Genomic DNA, 17,463 nt, shown 5'->3' with positions numbered 1-17,463 from the left:
AGATGTGTATAAGAGACAGGGGGGGGGCGGCGCGGAAAGCGGCGGCAGCAAGCGCGGTGCGGGTCGGTCGGAGAAAGCCGAATCACGGCTGGGCGATCCGGGCAAAGCGGGATCGGGGACGGGGAGGGCGGGTTCGTCCATCATCGCCTTATCGGGGCGTCGGCGCGGGCGGTCAATCGCCCGTCGCCCTCGGCAAAGCGAGCGTAGCGGCAAACAGTGCCGCATCGTCGGGCGTCGCGGCGGCCACCACGCCGCCCCAGCCCGCGCCGAGCGTCGCGGCAATCGCTGCGCTGAAAGCGGCGATGGCGATGTGCGAGCGCTCGAGCCCGGCCGCAGTCACCAGCGTCTCGAGCCGGCGCGCGGCGCGCGCCGAGTGGAGCAAGGCGATCGTCCCGTCGAGCGCGCCGAGCGCGTCGGGCGCTACGGGCACTGCGACGCTTTGATAGACCGGCAGCACGCATGCGATCGCGCCGCCTGCAGCGAGCGTCCGGTCGCGTCCGGTCAGATGCAAGGCCCGGCGGATGCCATGCGCGTGCGCGACCGACGCGATCTGCGCGCCGTCGCCGCTGCCGATGGCCATGACGTCAAACCCCGCGGCGCACGCCGCAGCCGCGGTATGCGGGCCGACCGCGAGCACCGGCAGGCCGGTCAGCGCAGCAATCCCGGCGCCGCCATAGCGCAAGGCGTTGGCGCTGGTCAGGATCAGCGCGTCGTGCTGCGCGGGATCGGGGACGTCCCAGTCGAGTGCCTCCACCGCGAACAGCGGCAACGACAGTGTCGCGAATCCAGCCTCGGCGGCGCGCGCGCAGGTCGCGGCATTGCCCGGCTCGGGGCGCAACACCGCGAGCACGCGCGTCACGCCGCGAACAAACGCCGTACCGCCTCGGGCGCCCGCGCGAGCAAATCGGCGGCAAGCCGATCGGCAAACGTCCCGTCGCCGATCGCGCCACGCATCTCGCCGCTCACATGCGCGCTGCCATCCTCGGCAAACAATTCGGCGCGCAGCACGATGCTGTCGCCATCGAGCGTCGCGAGTGCTGCGACCGGCGAATGGCAGTCGGCCTGCAACGCCGCGAGCAAGCCGCGTTCGACCAGCACGCACAGATGCGTCGCCGCATGGTCGATCGCACCGAGCCAGTCGCGCATCCGGCTGTCGTCGGCGCGTGCCTCGATCCCGACAGCGCCTTGCGCGGGTGCGGGAAGCATGACGTCAGTCTCGATTCCGACCCCGACGCCCGGACGCCCGAGCCGATCGAGCCCTGCGGCCGCGAGCATCGAGGCATCGACCTCGCCCGCGGCGACCTTGGCGAGGCGCGTGTCGACATTGCCGCGGAAGAGGACGGTCTCGAAATCGGGTCGCAGCCGCTTCAATTGCGCGACGCGACGCGGCGAGCTCGTCCCGATCACCGCACCGTGGCGCAGTGCCGCGATACTCGGCGCGCCGATCAGCCGGTCGCGCACGTCGGCGCGCGGCAGCATCGCGGCGATCGCGATCGCGCTCGGCCGTACCGTCTCGACGTCCTTCATCGAATGCACCGCGAAGTCGATCGCGCCCGACAGCAGCGCGCGGTCGAGCTCCTTGGTCCACAAGGCCTTGCCGCCGATCTCGGCGAGCGCGACGTCCTGGACGCGGTCGCCGGTGGTCTTGATCGGGACGATCTCGATCGCGTCGATCTGCCAGCCGTGCGCGGTGCACAGCGCGTCGCGCACCATATTGGCCTGGACGAGCGCGAGCGGCGATCCGCGCGTGCCGAGTTTGAGCTGGGGATGCGTCAAGAAAGTCCCTCCCTTTTTGTGCCACTGTGGCGAAGCGTCCCGGCTTCGACAAGCCGCCTCCAAGCCGCTACAGGCGAGGACATGGCATTGATCCTCGGCCTTGAATCGAGCTGCGACGAAACCGCGGCTTCGCTCGTCACCTCCGACCGCCGCGTCCTCGCGCACCGGCTTGCCGGGCAGGAGGCCGCGCATCGCCCGTTTGGCGGCGTCGTCCCCGAAATCGCGGCGCGCGCGCATGTCGAAGTGCTCGCGCCCTTGGTGGAGGCCGCGCTCGCCGATGCTGGCGTCACGCTCGACCAAGTCGATGCGATCGCGGCGACCGCCGGGCCGGGGCTGATCGGTGGCGTGATGGTCGGGCTCGTCACCGGCAAGGCGCTCGCGCACGCCGCGGGCAAGCCGCTGATCGCGGTCAACCATCTCGAGGGCCATGCGCTCTCGCCGCGGCTGTCGGATCCCGATCTCGATTTTCCCTATCTGCTGCTGCTCGTCTCGGGCGGGCATTGCCAGTTGCTGCTCGTCGAGGGCGTCGCGCGCTATCGTCGGCTCGCCACGACGATCGATGACGCCGCGGGCGAGGCATTCGACAAGACCGCCAAGGTGCTCGGGCTCGGCTTCCCCGGCGGGCCCGCAGTCGAAGCCGCCGCCGCGCGTGGTCGCCCGATCGTGCCGTTGCCGCGGCCGATGAAGGGCTCGGCCGAGCCGCATTTCTCTTTTGCCGGGCTGAAAAGCGCGGTGGTGCGCGCGCATGACGCCAAGACCTGGGAGGTCGACGACATCGCCGCTTCGTTCCAGGCGGCGGTGGTCGATTGCCTGCTCGACCGTACGATCCGCGCGCTCGACCACGCCGGTGGTGCGACCGCCTTGGTGGTCGCGGGCGGGGTTGCCGCCAACACCGCGGTGCGCAGCGCGCTGAGCGGGCTCGCGAGCGACCACGGCCTGCGCTTCGTCGCGCCGCCCTTGTGGCTGTGCACCGACAATGCCGCGATGATCGGCTGGGCGGGTGCGGAGCGCTTCGCCGCCGGTCTCACCGATCCGCTCGACATCGCGCCACGTCCGCGCTGGCCGCTCGATCCGGGCGCAGAGGCTGTGCGTGGGGCGGGGGTGAAGGCATGAAGATCGGGGTCATCGGCGGCGGAGCGTGGGGCACTGCGCTGGCGCAAGTCGCAGCGCGCGGCGGCGCTCCGGTCACGCTATGGGCGCGCGAGCCTGAAGTCGTCGACGCAGTCAACGAAGCGCACGAGAATACGCGCTTCCTCGCCGGGGTCGCACTGTCGCCGTCGATCCGCGCGACCTCGGCGCTGGCCGATCTTGCCGACTGCGACGCGCTGCTGGTCGTCGTGCCGGCACAACATGTCCGCGCGGTGCTGACCGAAACCCCCGTCGGCAAAACGCCATTGGTGCTCTGCGCCAAGGGGATCGAGGCCGGCACGCGGCTGCTCGTCGGCGAAGTCGCGCGGGCGCTGCACCCCGCAGCCCCGATCGCGGTGCTGTCGGGCCCGACCTTCGCGCATGAGGTTGCCGCCGGTCTTCCGACCGCGGTGACGCTTGCATGCGCCGATCCGGCGATCGGCGCGGCGCTCGCCGATCGTCTCGCCGGACCGAATTTCCGCCCCTATGCGTCGGATGACGTCATCGGTGCGGAGATCGGCGGAGCGGTCAAGAACGTGCTCGCGATCGCGTGCGGCGTGGTCGAGGGTGCGGGGCTCGGGCAGAATGCGCGCGCCGCGCTGATCGCGCGCGGTTTCGCCGAGATGACGCGCTTCGGCGTCGCGCGCGGCGCGCGGATCGAGACGCTGAGCGGGCTATCGGGGCTCGGCGATCTCGTGCTGACCTGCTCGTCGACGGCATCGCGCAATTTCTCGCTTGGGCTTGGGCTGGGGCAGGGCAAGCGTGCCGTCGACCTGCTGTCCGATCGGCTGACCGTCGCCGAGGGCGCCTTCACCGCACCGGTGCTGCGCGAGGCGGCAGCCGAGGCAGGCGTCGACATGCCGGTGGTCGAGGCGGTGTGCGCCTTGCTCGACGGGGCCGAGGTCCAGGCGGTGATCGGGGCGCTGCTTGCACGCCCGCTGACGCGCGAGTGATGCGCTGGGCGGCGTTGCTCAAGGGGGTCAACCTCAACGGGCGCAAGCTGCCGATGGCCGATTTGAAGGCGCTGGTCGAAGCGCTGGGCTATCGCGAGGTGGCAACGCTGCTCGCCTCGGGCAATGTCGTGTTCGCGTGCGACGAGACCGACGGCGCCAAGGTCGAGGCGAGACTCGAGACGGCGTTGGCCGCTTATGGCCTCGAGACTGACGTGATCGTGCGCAGCGCCGCCGATTTGCAGGCGGTCATCGCTGCCAATCCGTTTCCAGAAGCGACGCTCACGCGACCGAATCATGTCGTGGTGCTGTTTCACCGCGACTCGATGCCGACCGATCTGCCCGATGCGCTGCGTGCAGTTTACGCTGGCCGCGAGGCTCTCGTACCGCAGGGCCGCGAGCTCTATGTCGATTATATCGACGGGATCGGCGCGTCGAAGCTCCCGCAGGCGATGGCGAAGCTCAAATTTCCCAAGCTCGCAACCGCGCGGAATTGGAACACCGTCGTCAAGCTGGCGGCGTTGTTGGAGCACCCGCACGTCTAGCGCCCCGTCACCCTCGCGAAAGCGAGGGTCCCGCTTCTTCTCCTCAGCGGGGAACAGGCAGCGGGATCCCCGCTTTCGCGGGGATGACGAACGGAGTGGGCGATCGCCCCGCTCAGAAATCGATCGCGATGCCCTTCATTTCCCAATCGCCATAACGCGTCGGGTCGAGCCCCTCGGGGTCGCCTTTCACACTTTGCCCCTTCGGCGCGAGCGGGACGGAATCGGGTTCGGGCACCGGCGGACTCTTGCTGAGATAGGCGGGTGGCTTCACATGCGGCGGGCGAACGGCCATGGAGTGTCCTTGATGCACGACAGGTGCGCCCCCGCTACATCGGCGGCCTTTAGACAGAGTTCAAGCTTTTGACCCTTCCGCCGCCACGTCGCTACATGCCGAAACCCGAACCGGTCGATCCGCCCGGCGTCCCCGCACGCCGTGCAGCGCTCCGCTTGCTCGACGCCGTCTTGCGCCAGGGTCTCCCGCTCGAAGCCGCGATCGGCCGCGCGACCGCCGGGATCGAGCGCAGCGACGACCGCGCACTCGCGCATGCGATCGCGGCCGAAGTGCTGCGCCGCCTGCCCGATCTCGATGCGCTGATCGACTCGGCGACCAAGACGCGGTTGCCCGATGACGCCAAGGCGCGTTTTGCGCTGCGCATCGCTTTGGTGCAGGCGCTGTCGCTCGGCACGCCGCCGCATGCCGCGATCTCGACCGTGCTGCCGCTGGTGGACGGCGGTCCACGCAAACTCGTCCACGGCGTGTTCGGCACGCTGATGCGCGGCGGCGATCAATTGCCCGAACAGCCGACCTTGCCCGATCCGGTCGCGATCCGCTGGCACGCCGCCTGGGGCGACGACGGCATCGAAGCCGCCGAGCGCGCGATGGCCGCGCCGCCGCCGCTCGACCTGACGCTCGCCGACCCAGCGACGACCGACGCGATGGCCGAAACGCTCGGCGGGGTCTCGCTGCTGTCGGGGCATGTCCGCTTGCCTTCGGCGCATGTTCCCGAGCTGCCGGGCTTCGAGGAGGGCAGCTGGTGGGTGCAGGATATCGCCGCCTCGCTCCCCGCCCGCCTGCTAGGCAAGGGGCCGGGCAGCGTGCTCGACCTGTGCGCCGCGCCGGGCGGCAAGACGATGCAGCTTGCGAGCGCCGGCTGGAGCGTCACCGCGATCGATTCGTCGGAAAGTCGTCTTGCGCGACTTCACGAGAATCTCGAGCGGACGCACCTAGCGGCGACGGTGATCACCGCCGACCTGCTGCTGTGGTCGCCGCCGGCACCCGTCGATGCGGTGCTGCTCGATGCGCCGTGCAGCGCGACGGGCATCTTCCGCCGTCACCCCGACGTGCTCCACCGCGTGCGCCCGTCGCAGATCGCCGAGCTGGCCGCGCTGCAGGCGAAACTGCTCGCGCGCGCCGCCGATTGGGTCAGGCCGGGCGGAACGCTCGTCTTCGCGACCTGCTCGCTCGAACCCGCCGAGGGCGAGGCGCAGCTCACCAAATTCCTCGCCGCCCGCCCCGACTACAGCATCGTCCCCGTGACGCAGGACGAACTGCCGGCGGGAATCGTCCCCACTCCCGGCGGCTGGGTGCGGACCTTGCCCGGGATGATCGATCCTGGTGGCAATGACGGCTTCTTCATCGCGCGCCTGCGCCGACAGGGTTAAGCGTTGCTTGCCCACGCCTGCGACCATGCTAGAGGCTAAACGACCATGAGCCAGCTTCCCGTCCGCATCGCCCCGTCGATCCTCTCCGCCGATTTTGCCAAGCTTGGCGAGGAGGTCCGCGCGATCGATCTCGCCGGCGCCGACTGGATCCACGTCGACGTGATGGACGGGCATTTCGTCCCCAACATCTCGATCGGGCCGGGCGTGGTGAAGGCGATCCGCCCGCATACGACCAAGCCGCTCGACGTCCATTTGATGATCGCGCCGGTCGACGCCTATCTCGAGGCGTTCGCCGAGGCCGGCGCCGACACGATCAGCATCCATGTCGAGGCCGGACCGCACACGCATCGCAGCCTCCAGCACATCCGCCAGCTCGGCAAGCGCGCAGGCGTCGTGCTCACGCCGCAGACGCCCGCCAAGGCGCTCGACTATCTGCTCGAGGAAGTCGATCTGGTGCTGGTGATGAGCGTCAATCCCGGTTTCGGCGGGCAGGCGTTCATCGAAAGCTCGCTGCGCAAGATCGAGGCGATCCGCAAGATGATCGACAAGGGTGGGTACAGCGTCGATCTCGAAGTCGATGGCGGGATCGACCACGCCACCGCGCCACGCGCGATCGCCGCCGGGGCCGATGCGCTGGTCGCGGGCACCGCGACCTTCCGCGGCGGACCCGACGCGTACGCCGCCAACATCGCGGCCTTGCGTGGTTAGGAGCCGCGACCTGCCCCCGCTCGACTCGCCGGCAGCGACGGATGAGGACATGCTGCGCGACAGCATCGACGAGGGCAAGCGGCTCGTCCGGCTGGGAGGAGACAAGGGATTGTCGCTCGCCGAACGCCTCTCGGAGCGCTTCCACCGGCTGACCTGGAGCACGCCGATCCACGGCATGCGGCTGAAAGGCCGCCATCCGCTCAAGCTCACCGCAGTCCCCGACGACCCTTTCCTGGGTGACGTCAAGCGCGGCAAGGCGTTGCTCGAGGGCACGCTGACCTTCCGCGGCGAAAGCCGCGAGATCGCGGCGCTCGATCTCGCCAAGCCCGATTTTTCGCGCGCCTTCAGCGACTATCTCCACAGCTTCGCCTGGCTGCGCGATCTCTCGACCGTCGCGACGCGCGCGCAGGCGACGCCGATCGCCGAAGCGCTGATGCGCAAATGGCTCGCGGTCCATGCCGAAAAGATCAGCGAACCCGCGTGGCGCGCCGATCTGTGGGGTCGTCGGATCCTGTTCTGGACGGCGCACGCCCCGCTGATCCTGTCGTCGGCCGATCTCGTCTATCGCAGCAGCGTGCTCAACACGCTCGCGCGCGGCGCACGGCATATCGATCGCGGCGCCGAAAAGGTCGCGCCTGGCGCGCCGCGCATCGCAGCACTGTGCGGCGTCGTCGCGGCGGGCTTGCTGATCGCCGGCGGCGATCCGCGCCGCGCCGCGGTCGAGGCGGCGCTGGCCAAGGGGCTCGCGGTGTCGATCTTCGAGGATGGCGGCAATGTCGCACGCTCGCCATCGGCGCAAGTCGACATGGTGACGCTGCTCACCGCCTTGCGCGAAGTGTATGCCGCGCGCCAGATCGAGGCCCCCGCCTGCATCGCAAGCGCACTGGCGTCGCTGATGCCGGCATTGCTCGGCATCTGTCACGGCGACCGCGATGTCAGCAGTTGGCAGGGCGGCGGGCCGATCGGCGCCGATACGCTCGACCAGATCATCGCCGCCTCGGGTGTGCGCACGCGCCCGCTGCGCCAGGCGCGCGACTGGGGCTATCAGCGGCTCGCCGCAGGCAATGTCGTGGCGATCGTCGACGCCGCCCCGCCGCCGATCGCGCGGCTGGTCGAGGGCGGTTGCGCCTCGACGCTGGCGTTCGAACTGTCCGACGGGGCCAACCGCATCGTCGTCAATTGCGGCGGCGCGCGGACCGGGGTCTTCCAGCTTCCGCCCGCGCTCGCCGAGGGCTTGCGCACCACCGCGGCGCATTCGACGCTGATCGTCGGCGACAGCAATTCGACCGCGATCCATGCCGACGGCACGCTCGGTCGCGGCGTCGGCGAGGTCGAGCTCGCGCGCCAGGAGAGCGATGCCGGCAGCCGGATCGAGGCAAGCCATGACGGCTATGCGCGCCGCTTCGGCTTCCTCCACCGCCGCCAGATGACGCTGACCCGCGACGGCGCCGAACTGCGCGGCGAGGACATGCTGCTCCCCGCGACCAAGCGCCGCAAGCTGACTGCGACGGGCTTTGCGATCCGCTTCCATCTCGGGCTCGGCATCCAGGTCTCGCCGACCGCCGATGGCCTTGCCGCTTTGCTGCGGCTGCCCGGCGGCGGTCTGTGGCAGTTCCGCTGCCGCGGCGGGACGCTGGCGGTCGAGGAAAGCGTGTGGATCGACGCCGAGGGGCGTCCGCGCGCGACGATGCAGCTCGTCGTCACCGGCGAATCGCCCGCGGGCGGGGCGAACGTCAGCTGGGCGTTCAAGCGCGCCGGTTAAGCCATGCTAGGTTGAATCTTGGGGGGCGAGCGGGCAGGGGACGCGCGAACGTTCCCCGGAGCCTGCCCCATGACCGATATCCCCATCCGCCGCGCGCTTCTCTCGGTTTCCGACAAGACCGGCATCGTCGATCTCGCACGCGGTCTGGCCGACCACGGCGTCGAACTGGTCTCGACCGGCGGCACCGCCAAGGCGCTGCGCGATGCTGGGCTCGCCGTCCGCGACATCAGCGAGCTGACGGGTTTCCCGGAGATGATGGACGGTCGCGTGAAAACGCTTCACCCCAACGTCCATGGCGGCTTGCTCGCGGTGCGCGACGATGCGGCGCATGTCGCGTCGATGGAGGAACACGGGATCGGCGCCATCGATCTCGTCGTCGTCAATCTCTACCCGTTCGAAGCGACCGTCGCCAAGGGTGCCGAGCGCGACGAGGTGATCGAGAATATCGACATCGGCGGCCCGTCGATGGTGCGCTCGGCGGCGAAGAACCACGCCTTCGTCGCGATCGTCACCGATCCGGCCGACTACGCGCTGGTGTCGGGCGGCAGCACGACGCTCGCCGACCGCCGCAAGCTCGCCGCCAAGGCCTATGCCACGACTGCCGCCTATGACGGCGCGATCGCGACGTGGTTCGGCACGGTCGATCAGGGCGAGGCTTTCCCGGAAACGCTGCCGATCACGCTCAAGCGCGGCCCCGAACTCCGCTATGGCGAGAACCCGCATCAGTCGGCGGCGTTCTACACCGCGTCCGGTCCCGCCGCACGCGGCATCGGCCAGGCGCGGCAAGTGCAGGGCAAGGCGCTCAGCTACAACAACCTCAACGACGCCGACGCGGCGCTCGATCTCGTCAGCGAATTTCGCGATGCCGCGCCGACCTGCGTCATCGTCAAGCACGCCAATCCTTGCGGCGTCGCGACCGGCGCGTCGCTTGCCGAAGCGTATGAGGCCGCCTTCGCCTGCGACACAGTCTCGGCGTTCGGCGGGATCATCGCGCTCAACCGCCCGCTCGACGGTGCGACGGCGCGCGCGATCGCGGGAATCTTCACCGAAGTCGTCGTCGCGCCCGATGCCGACGAGGAAGCGCAGGCGATCTTCGCCGCCAAAAAGAACTTGCGCCTACTGCTGACGGGCGAACTTCCCGATCCGGCGCGCACCGGCCTGCTGGCGAAGGCCATCACGGGCGGCTGGCTCGTCCAGACGCGCGACAATGCCAGCAACCCCGAGCTGAAGGTCGTCACCAAGCGCGCGCCGACCGAGCAGGAACTGATCGACTGCCGCTTCGCTTGGACGATCGCCAAGCACGTCAAGTCGAACGCGATCGTCTATGCCAAGGACGGCAGCACCGCCGGGATCGGCGCGGGGCAGATGAACCGCCTCGAATCGGCACGCATCGCCGCATGGAAGGCGAAGGACGCCGCCGACAAGGCGGGCTGGCCGACCCCGCGCACGATCGGTTCCGCAGTCGCCTCGGATGCCTTCTTCCCCTTCGCCGACGGCTTGCTCGCAGCGGTCGAGGCAGGCGCCACTGCGGTGATCCAACCCGGCGGCTCGATCCGCGACGACGAGGTGATCGCCGCCGCCGATGCCGCTGGCCTCGCGATGGTGTTTACCGGGGTACGCCACTTCCGGCACTGAGCCCGGGGACGGGCAAGGCGGGCGTCTCGCCCGCCTTGCGCCGGAACAGCGCGCGATCCTCGGGCCGCGCTGCCCAGCGATACAGCACGAACAGATAGACCCCGGCGATCGCGGGGACGCCGATTGCGAGTTCGGCCCATTCGAAGCGGTGCGGCAACAGCGTGAAGCCGAACCCGACCGTCCCCGCCGCGAGCACCGCCCACAGCATCGGCAGACGCCATCCGGCGACGCCCGCGCCGAGCAGCCGCGACAGATAGGTCGATTTGATGATCGACGTGATCCCGACCGAGACGAACAGCGCCACCGCCGGCCCCGCCGCCTGATACGCGACCGGCCAGCCGATCCATTGCATTGCGAAGATCAGCGCGAAGCTGAGCACGACTTGGAACAGCAACATCCCGATCGAGATCGCGACGTTCTGCACGCGCGCGATATAGACGAGCGCCGATTCGCACACCGCCCCGGTCGAGGCTGCGGCTTCGGCGAGCAACAGGAAGGCGAGCGCCGCGGTCCCTGCGACGAATTGCGGGCCGACGGTCCCCATCACCGCTTCGCCCGGGATCGAGCCCATCAAGGCCAAGCCCGTCTGCGCGGCAAGGATCCAGAACCCGACCTGGCGGACCTGGCTCGCGACGCCCGCGGTGTCGCCGCGAGCGAGGCTCGAGGTGATCACGGGGCCGAGGATCGGGTCGAAGCTCGTCTTGAGCTTGCCCGGGATCGAGGCGACTTGCTGCGCCATCCAGTAGATGCCGACGATTCGCGGCTCGAACATCAGGAACAGGATCGAGCGGTCGACATTGCGCGTCCCCCATTCGAGCGCATCGGCACCCGCGAGCGGCGCATTGCGGCGGATCAACGCGAAGGTGCGCCCAGGGTGCAGCCGCCAGCCGGTCGGGCGGCCATAGCTGCGCAGGAACGGTACGATCGACGCGACGAGCGCGGCGGCCATCGACAGCATGTAGGCGAGCACCAGCCCGTCATGCGGCGCGATCGGAAAGAGCAGCCCCGCCGCGATCGAGATCGTCCACGGCTCGATCACCGCGCGCGCGGTGACCGTCGCCTGGACGTTGCGGCGATAGGCGAGCGCGGCGAGCATGATGTCCGACCACGCGCTCGCGACGATGATGCACGGCAGGAAGCGCTCGAGCGCCGAGGGATTGCCGCCATGGAACATCACGTCGGGCATCAGCAGCAGGATCCCGCTCGCGCAGCCCGAGGCAATCGCCGCGACGACGAGGCAATCCCACACGATTTGAACGTGCGGCCGCGCGCTCTCCGAAATCGCGAGCGCAAGTCCGCGCTTCAACCCGAAGGTCGCGAGCAACGCCGCAACCTCGACGAACAGCACCGCGCGCGCGAAGGTGCCGAGCGTGTCGGGACCGTAGAGCCGCCCAGCGATGAACAGGAACGGCAGCCGCGCGACGAGCCGCATCACGAAACCGATGATGTTGGTCCGCCCACCCTTTGCGAGCGCATCGATCTCTTCGGTAGTTCGCCCGCTCGCCGTCGGCTCGAAGCCAGTCGTCGTCGTCAATGCGCCGCGCCCCAGCTCAGGCCTGTCCCGATCTCGATGCCGAGCGGCACGCTGAGCACGATTGCCGGTTCGGCAGCGCTCGCCATGACATGCTCGATCACGGGCTTGGCCGCGGCGACATCGCCCTCGGGCAATTCGAACACGAGTTCGTCGTGCACCTGCAGCAACATCCGCACATGCCCGAGCCCGGCGGCCTCGAGCGCGGGCCCCATCCGCACCATCGCACGCTTGATGATATCGGCCGAAGTGCCTTGGATCGGCGCGTTGATCGCCGCGCGCTCGGCGCCTTGCCGCTCGTGCTGGAGCTTCGACTTTATCCGCGGGAAGTGCGTTTTCCGCCCGAACAGCGTCGCGGTGTAGCCCGTTTCGCGGACGAACTCGGTGGTCGCCGCGATATAGTTACGGATGCCCGGAAAGCGCTCGAAATAGCGATCGATCATCGCCTGCGCTTCGTCGGCGGTCACATCGAGCCGCCCCGCCAGCCCCCAGCGGCTGATGCCGTAGAGGATCGCGAAGTTGATCGTCTTCGCCCGCCCGCGCGTGTCGCGATTGACCTCGCCGAACAACTCCATCGCGGTGAGGCTGTGGATGTCGTCGCCATTGGCGAAGGCGGCTTTTAGCGCAGGCACGTCGGCCATGTGCGCGGCGAGTCGCAATTCGATCTGCGAATAGTCGGCGGCGAGCAGGACGTTGCCCGGCTCGGCGACGAACGCGTCGCGGATCTGGCGGCCGATCTCGGTGCGTATCGGGATGTTCTGCAAATTCGGGTCGGTCGAGGACAACCGCCCGGTCTGCGCGCCGGTGAGTGAGTAGGATGTGTGGACACGCCCGGTCGCGGGATTGATCTGCGCCTGGAGCGCATCGGTATAGGTCGATTTGAGCTTCGACAGCTGGCGCCACTCGAGCACCTTCGTCGCGATGTCCTTGCCGGGCGAATCCTTGTCGGCAGCGATCCGCTCGAGCTCGGTGACGTCGGTCGAATAGACGCCCGACTTGCCCTTGCGCCCGCCCTTGATCCCCATCCGCTCGAACAGCACGTCGCCCAATTGCTTGGGGCTGCCGATCGTGAAGGCGCCGCCGGCGAGCGCATGGATCTCGACTTCGAGCGCGCCGATCTGCTGCGCGAAATCGTTCGACAGGCTGCTGAGCTTTTCGCGATCGACCTTGATGCCGTGCATCTCCATCTGCGCGATAACGGGCGCGAGCGGGCGGTCGACCATTTCGTAGACGCGCGTCGCGCTCTCGGCGACGAGCCGCGGCTTGAAGCGCCGCCACAACCGCAACGTGACGTCGGCATCCTCGGCGGCGTAGCGTGTCGCCGCATCGAGATCGACTTCATTGAAGCTGCGCTGCGACTTGCCGACGCCGACGACGTCCTTGAAAGCAATGCAGCTGTGCGAGAGATGCGTCGCGGCGAGCTCGTCCATGCTGTGACCATGCAGGCCGGCATCGAGGTCGAAGCTCATCAGGATCGTGTCGTCATGCGGCGCAACCCCAACGCCGAGGCGTCCGAGCACGATCATGTCGTATTTGAGGTTATGCCCGATCTTGAGCACCGCGGGGTCCTCGAACAGCGGCTTGAGCTTGGCGAGCGCGACATCGCGGTCGAGCTGCACCGGGGTTTCGGCAAACAGCCCCGATCCGCCATGCGCGAGCGGAATGTAGCATGCCTTGTTGGGCTGGAGCGCCATGCTCACCCCGACCAGCTCGGCGCGGGTCGCGTCGATCCCGGTCGTCTCGGTATCGATCGCGATCCAGCCCTGGTGGCGCGCCGCGGCGATCCAGCTGTCGAGTGCGGCTTCGTCGACCACGGTCTCATAGCCGTCATGGTCGCACGGCGGGTCCTGCTCGGTCGGCACCGACTTCGGCGCGGGTACCGGCGCATCGGCGACCGCCGACAGCTTGGCGAGCAGCGAGCGGAAGCCGTGATGTTCCAAGAAAGCGCGCAAAGGGGCGTCGGGAATGCCCTTGAGCTCGAGATCCTCGAGCGGCTCTGGCAGCGCGACGTCGCATTTCAGCGTGACGAGCTCCTTCGACAGCCGCGCCATCGCGGCATGTTCGATGAGGTTGTCGCGCAGCTTGCCTGCCTTCATCCCCGGCGCGGCGGCGAGCACCGCTTCGAGATCGCCATGCTCGAGGATCAGCTTGGCAGCGGTCTTGGGGCCGACGCCGGGAACGCCCGGCACGTTATCGACGCTGTCGCCCATCAGCGCGAGCACGTCGCCGAGCTGCGCCGGGGTGATGCCGTGGAATTTCTCCGCGACATGCTCGGCGCCAAGGCGCCGGTTGTTCATCGTGTCGTACATGTCGAGCCCGGGCTCGATCAGCTGCATCAGATCCTTGTCGGACGAGACGATCGTCACTTCCCACCCCTGCGCGAGCGCGGCGCGCGAATAGCAGGCGATGATGTCGTCGGCCTCCAATCCCTCGGTCTCGATGCACGGCAGCGAGAAGGCGCGCGTCGCATCGCGGATCATCGGGAATTGCGGGACGAGATCCTCGGGCGGCGGCGGGCGCTGCGCCTTGTACTGGTCGTACAGCTCGTTGCGGAAGGTCTTCGACGATTTGTCGAGAATCACCGCCATATGCGTCGGGCCGTCGGCGGCATGGACTTCGTCGGCGAGCTTCCACAGCATCGTCGTATAGCCATAGACCGCGCCGACCGGCTCGCCATGCTTGTTGGTGAGCGGGGGAAGGCGGTGATAGGCGCGGAAAATGTATCCCGAGCCATCGACAAGATAGAGATGCGGCATTTGGCGGGGATAGCCCAAGCTTGGGGAAGCACAAAGCCCCCGCGTCACGCCATTCGCCGCTTATGCGCGGTTAGCCGCGATGGTTCGCAACGACGCTCGCCACCACCGCCTGCATCAACGCCTGGCGCGCCGGGATCGGGCGCGGCGTGTCGCCGATCATGATCGCGATCGCGTAGCTGCTGCCGTCGGGCGCCATCAGCAAGCCGACATCGTTATAGCCCGCGGTCCGCCCGGCGAGATCCTGCCCCGTGCCGGTCTTGTGGCCGAAGCTCCACCCCGGCGGCACCGCGCCGCGCATCCGCTGCTTGCCGGTGTGCGACGATTCCATCGTGCCGATCAGATACCGCGTTGATTCGGGCGAGAGCAGATCACCGCGCTTCAACCTTGCAAGCGCACCGGCGATCGCCATCGGCGCGGCACCATCGGGCGGATCGGCGACATAGCGCTCGAACGCGGCGACCCGGTCGGCGCGCGGCAGCCGGTTGCGCGCGAGCGCAAAGCCATTGCCGAACGCGTAGGACGGCTGCCACACCAGGCCCGCCGTCTGGCTTTGCAGCAAACGCTCGCCCGGGCCGAAGCGGATGTCGCCCAGGCCCTTGCGCTGGATGAAGTCGCGCACCGCATTCGGCCCGCCGACATAGCGCAGCAGCCGGTCGTTGGCGGTGTTGTCGCTCATCGTCAGCGCACGCTGGAGCAATTCGCCGACGGTCGTCGGATAGCCCTGATCGCCCTTGATCAGCGCGGCGATCGGCTGGTGGAACAGCGTGATATCGTCGCGGTACAGCGTCACCGGATCGGTTAGCCGGAGCCGCCCGCGGTCGCGATAGTCGAGCACCGTCATCGCCACCCACAATTTGCTGACGCTTTGCTGCGGCAGCAACTGGTCGCCGCCGGTATCGACCGACCAGCCGCGTTCGATGCTCCGCACCGCGATCCCGACGCGACCGTCGAACTGCCGCGCGAGCATCGCGACGTTGGCGACCAACGCCGATGGCGCGGAAACCGCCCGCGGGGCGGGCTGCGGGGCCGTCAGCGCCACCGTCCCGGGCGCAGCCGGCACGACGCGCGCGAGATGGACATTAGCGTCCTGTCCGCACGCGCACACAGCGGCGGTCAGGAGCAACGCGGCGGCAGGCTTGGGAAATCGATAGGGAAGGATACGCAACACCGTCTTTCGTCCCGCTACTCAAACCCACGTTCGATCATGGCGGTAAGGCCAGATTGTGGTGGGGATATCACCCGCCCCCCACGCTTGCGACGAAGCGTCGGGCATGCGGGACAAGACGATATCGCAGTGGGACCTGTATATTCCGTGGATTTACGGAACCAAGATGGTGTCGACCGCCTCGGGCAGCAAGTCGGGATAGTCGAGCGTGTAGTGCAGGCCCCGCGATTCATGGCGGTGCAAAGCTGAACGAACAATCAGTTCGGCGGTCTGGAGCAGATTGCGCAGCTCGATCAGATCGGGCGTCACGCGGAAATGGCCGTAATAGTCGTTCACTTCATCGGTCAGCATGCGGATGCGATGCTGCGCGCGCTCGAGCCGCTTGGTCGTGCGCACGATCCCGACATAGTTCCACATGAAGCGCCGGATCTCGGTCCAGTTCTGCTTGATGACGACCTCTTCGTCCGAATCCTCGACGCGGCTCTCGTCCCATGCGCGGATCGGCGGCGGGGCGGGGAGTTCGTCCCAATGCTCGGCGATATGATTGGCGCACGCCTCGCCGAAGACGAAGCATTCGAGCAGCGAGTTGGAGGCGAGGCGGTTGGCGCCGTGAAGTCCGCTCTCGCTGCACTCGCCCGCGGCATAGAGGCCGGGCAGGTCGGTGCGCCCGTCGAGATCGACCACCACGCCGCCACACGTATAGTGTTGCGCCGGCACCACCGGGATCGGATCCTTGGTCATGTCGATGCCGAGGCCGAGCAGCTTTTCGTAGATGTTGGGGAAGTGCTCGCGGATGAACGCTTCGCCCTTGTGGCTGATATCGAGATGGACATAGTCGAGCCCGAGCCGCTTGATCTCATGATCGATCGCACGCGCCACGACGTCGCGCGGCGCGAGTTCGAGGCGCGGGTCGAAATCGGGCATGAAGCGATAGCCGGTCTCCGGGATCAGCAGATGCCCGCCCTCGCCGCGCACCGCCTCGGTGATCAGGAAGTTCTTGACCTCGAGATTGTAGAGGCAAGTCGGGTGGAACTGCATCATCTCCATGTTCGAGACGCGGCAGCCCGCGCGCCACGCCATCGCGATGCCGTCGCCGGTCGCGCCGCGTGGCGCGGTCGAGAAGAGATAGGTGCGGCCCGCGCCGCCGGTCGCGAGGATCGTCGCGCGCGCGGTGTAGACCTCGACGCGGCCGGTCGCGCGGTTGACGGCGTAGACGCCCCAGACATGGCCGGCGCCCGAATAGCGCTCCTCGTGCTTGCCCGTGGCGAGGTCGATCGCGACCATGTCGGGGACGAGCGTGATGTTGGGATGGTCGGTCGCGGCGCGCTGCAGCGCTTCCTGCACCGCCCAGCCCGTCGCATCGGCGACGTGGACGATGCGGCGGTGGCTATGCCCGCCCTCGCGGGTGAGGTGGAGCGCATTCCCCTCGGTCGCGAACGGAACGCCGAGTTCCTCGAGCCGCGCGATCGCCGCGGGCGCCTGCGTCACGACGAACTCGACCGTCGCGCGGTCGTTGAGCCCCGCGCCGGCGATCATCGTGTCCTCGATATGGCTTTCGAAGGTATCGCCTTCCTCGAGCACCGCGGCGATCCCGCCCTGCGCCCAGGCGGTCGACCCCTCGTTCATCGCGCCCTTGGCGAGCACGGTGACCTTGAAGCGATCGGCGAGATTGAGCGCGGCGGTGAGGCCGGCGGCGCCGGAGCCGATGATGAGGACGTCGGAGGTCTTGGTTTCGGGCACGCGCGTCTCTCTCATACCGTCGCCCCGGCGGAGGCGGGGGCGGCTCTGTTAGATGCGCGTCGCTGGCGTCTTGCGCAAACGCCAGCGGCCCCGGCCTCCGCCGGG

The 17,463-nt window shown here is 68.6% G+C and carries 14 protein-coding genes; 7 read left to right on the top strand and 7 right to left on the bottom strand.

Annotation, left to right across the window (positions count from 1 at the left end; genetic code table 11):
- Nucleotides 1–172 precede the first annotated feature (172 nt).
- Together QN347_RS04345 and hemC are read right to left on the bottom strand one after the other, a co-directional pair.
- Nucleotides 173–859, bottom strand: a complete 687-nt coding sequence (locus QN347_RS04345) for a uroporphyrinogen-III synthase (RefSeq protein ID WP_322161634.1) — start codon at nucleotides 857–859, stop codon at nucleotides 173–175.
- Nucleotides 856–1,776 carry a hydroxymethylbilane synthase gene (hemC, locus tag QN347_RS04340; RefSeq protein WP_322161632.1) on the bottom strand — a complete coding sequence of 307 codons (921 nt, stop codon included), beginning with the start codon at nucleotides 1,774–1,776 and terminating at the stop codon, nucleotides 856–858. The genes QN347_RS04345 and hemC overlap by 4 nt, the downstream gene beginning before the upstream one ends.
- Before the next feature lie 81 nt (nucleotides 1,777–1,857).
- Here hemC and tsaD point away from each other — a divergent pair, with 81 nt between their 5' ends.
- Genes tsaD through QN347_RS04325 form a run of 3 tightly spaced genes read left to right on the top strand, consistent with a single transcriptional unit; the run spans nucleotide 1,858 to nucleotide 4,399 of the window.
- A complete protein-coding gene (tsaD, locus tag QN347_RS04335) occupies nucleotides 1,858–2,889 on the top strand; it encodes a tRNA (adenosine(37)-N6)-threonylcarbamoyltransferase complex transferase subunit TsaD (RefSeq protein ID WP_322161630.1) in 1,032 nt (343 codons plus the stop codon).
- Nucleotides 2,886–3,857: an NAD(P)H-dependent glycerol-3-phosphate dehydrogenase gene (locus tag QN347_RS04330; protein WP_322161628.1), complete on the top strand. Its 972-nt coding sequence runs from the start codon at nucleotides 2,886–2,888 to the stop codon at nucleotides 3,855–3,857. Before tsaD ends, QN347_RS04330 begins: the two co-directional genes overlap by 4 nt.
- Complete coding sequence (locus tag QN347_RS04325; protein ID WP_322164156.1) at nucleotides 3,857–4,399, top strand: DUF1697 domain-containing protein; 543 nt, start codon at nucleotides 3,857–3,859, stop codon at nucleotides 4,397–4,399. The genes QN347_RS04330 and QN347_RS04325 overlap by 1 nt, the downstream gene beginning before the upstream one ends.
- A gap of 112 nt (nucleotides 4,400–4,511) precedes the next feature.
- Here the strand turns inward: QN347_RS04325 and QN347_RS04320 are convergent, their stop codons facing one another.
- Complete coding sequence (locus QN347_RS04320; RefSeq protein ID WP_322161626.1) at nucleotides 4,512–4,691, bottom strand: DUF1674 domain-containing protein; 180 nt, start codon at nucleotides 4,689–4,691, stop codon at nucleotides 4,512–4,514.
- A gap of 95 nt (nucleotides 4,692–4,786) precedes the next feature.
- Here QN347_RS04320 and QN347_RS04315 point away from each other — a divergent pair, with 95 nt between their 5' ends.
- The 4 genes from QN347_RS04315 (at nucleotide 4,787) to purH (ending at nucleotide 10,166) form a co-directional block, all read left to right on the top strand.
- Nucleotides 4,787–6,061 carry an RsmB/NOP family class I SAM-dependent RNA methyltransferase gene (locus tag QN347_RS04315; protein WP_322161625.1) on the top strand — a complete coding sequence of 425 codons (1,275 nt, stop codon included), beginning with the start codon at nucleotides 4,787–4,789 and terminating at the stop codon, nucleotides 6,059–6,061.
- A 45-nt stretch (nucleotides 6,062–6,106) separates the two neighbouring features.
- The gene (gene rpe / locus QN347_RS04310; RefSeq protein ID WP_133191327.1) at nucleotides 6,107–6,769 is read left to right on the top strand and encodes a ribulose-phosphate 3-epimerase; all 663 of its coding nucleotides are present in this window, start codon (nucleotides 6,107–6,109) and stop codon (nucleotides 6,767–6,769) included.
- A 49-nt stretch (nucleotides 6,770–6,818) separates the two neighbouring features.
- Entirely contained in the window at nucleotides 6,819–8,531 is a 1,713-nt protein-coding gene (locus QN347_RS04305; protein ID WP_322161622.1) for a heparinase II/III family protein, read from the top strand.
- A gap of 69 nt (nucleotides 8,532–8,600) precedes the next feature.
- A complete protein-coding gene (purH, locus tag QN347_RS04300; RefSeq protein ID WP_322161620.1) occupies nucleotides 8,601–10,166 on the top strand; it encodes a bifunctional phosphoribosylaminoimidazolecarboxamide formyltransferase/IMP cyclohydrolase in 1,566 nt (521 codons plus the stop codon).
- Here the strand turns inward: purH and QN347_RS04295 are convergent.
- From QN347_RS04295 to nadB, 4 genes are all read right to left on the bottom strand, one after another.
- Nucleotides 10,138–11,700, bottom strand: coding sequence for a lipopolysaccharide biosynthesis protein (locus QN347_RS04295; protein WP_416194479.1), 1,563 nt, complete (start codon nucleotides 11,698–11,700; stop codon nucleotides 10,138–10,140). The two genes, purH and QN347_RS04295, sit on opposite strands and share 29 nt — an antisense overlap.
- Nucleotides 11,697–14,453: a DNA polymerase I gene (gene polA / locus QN347_RS04290; protein WP_322161619.1), complete on the bottom strand. Its 2,757-nt coding sequence runs from the start codon at nucleotides 14,451–14,453 to the stop codon at nucleotides 11,697–11,699. Before polA ends, QN347_RS04295 begins: the two co-directional genes overlap by 4 nt.
- 70 nt (nucleotides 14,454–14,523) lie before the next feature.
- Entirely contained in the window at nucleotides 14,524–15,621 is a 1,098-nt protein-coding gene (locus QN347_RS04285) for a serine hydrolase (RefSeq protein ID WP_229839386.1), read from the bottom strand.
- Nucleotides 15,622–15,771: 150 nt separating this feature from the next.
- Entirely contained in the window at nucleotides 15,772–17,373 is a 1,602-nt protein-coding gene (gene nadB, locus QN347_RS04280; RefSeq protein WP_133191322.1) for an L-aspartate oxidase, read from the bottom strand.
- Nucleotides 17,374–17,463 lie beyond the last annotated feature (90 nt).

The organism is Sphingomonas sp. 10B4 (assembly GCF_035019905.1).
Taxonomy (GTDB): Bacteria; Pseudomonadota; Alphaproteobacteria; order Sphingomonadales; family Sphingomonadaceae; genus Sphingomonas; species Sphingomonas glacialis.
Note: the sequence above shows the minus strand (reverse complement) of the source record. Positions and strands in the feature narration are given on the sequence as shown.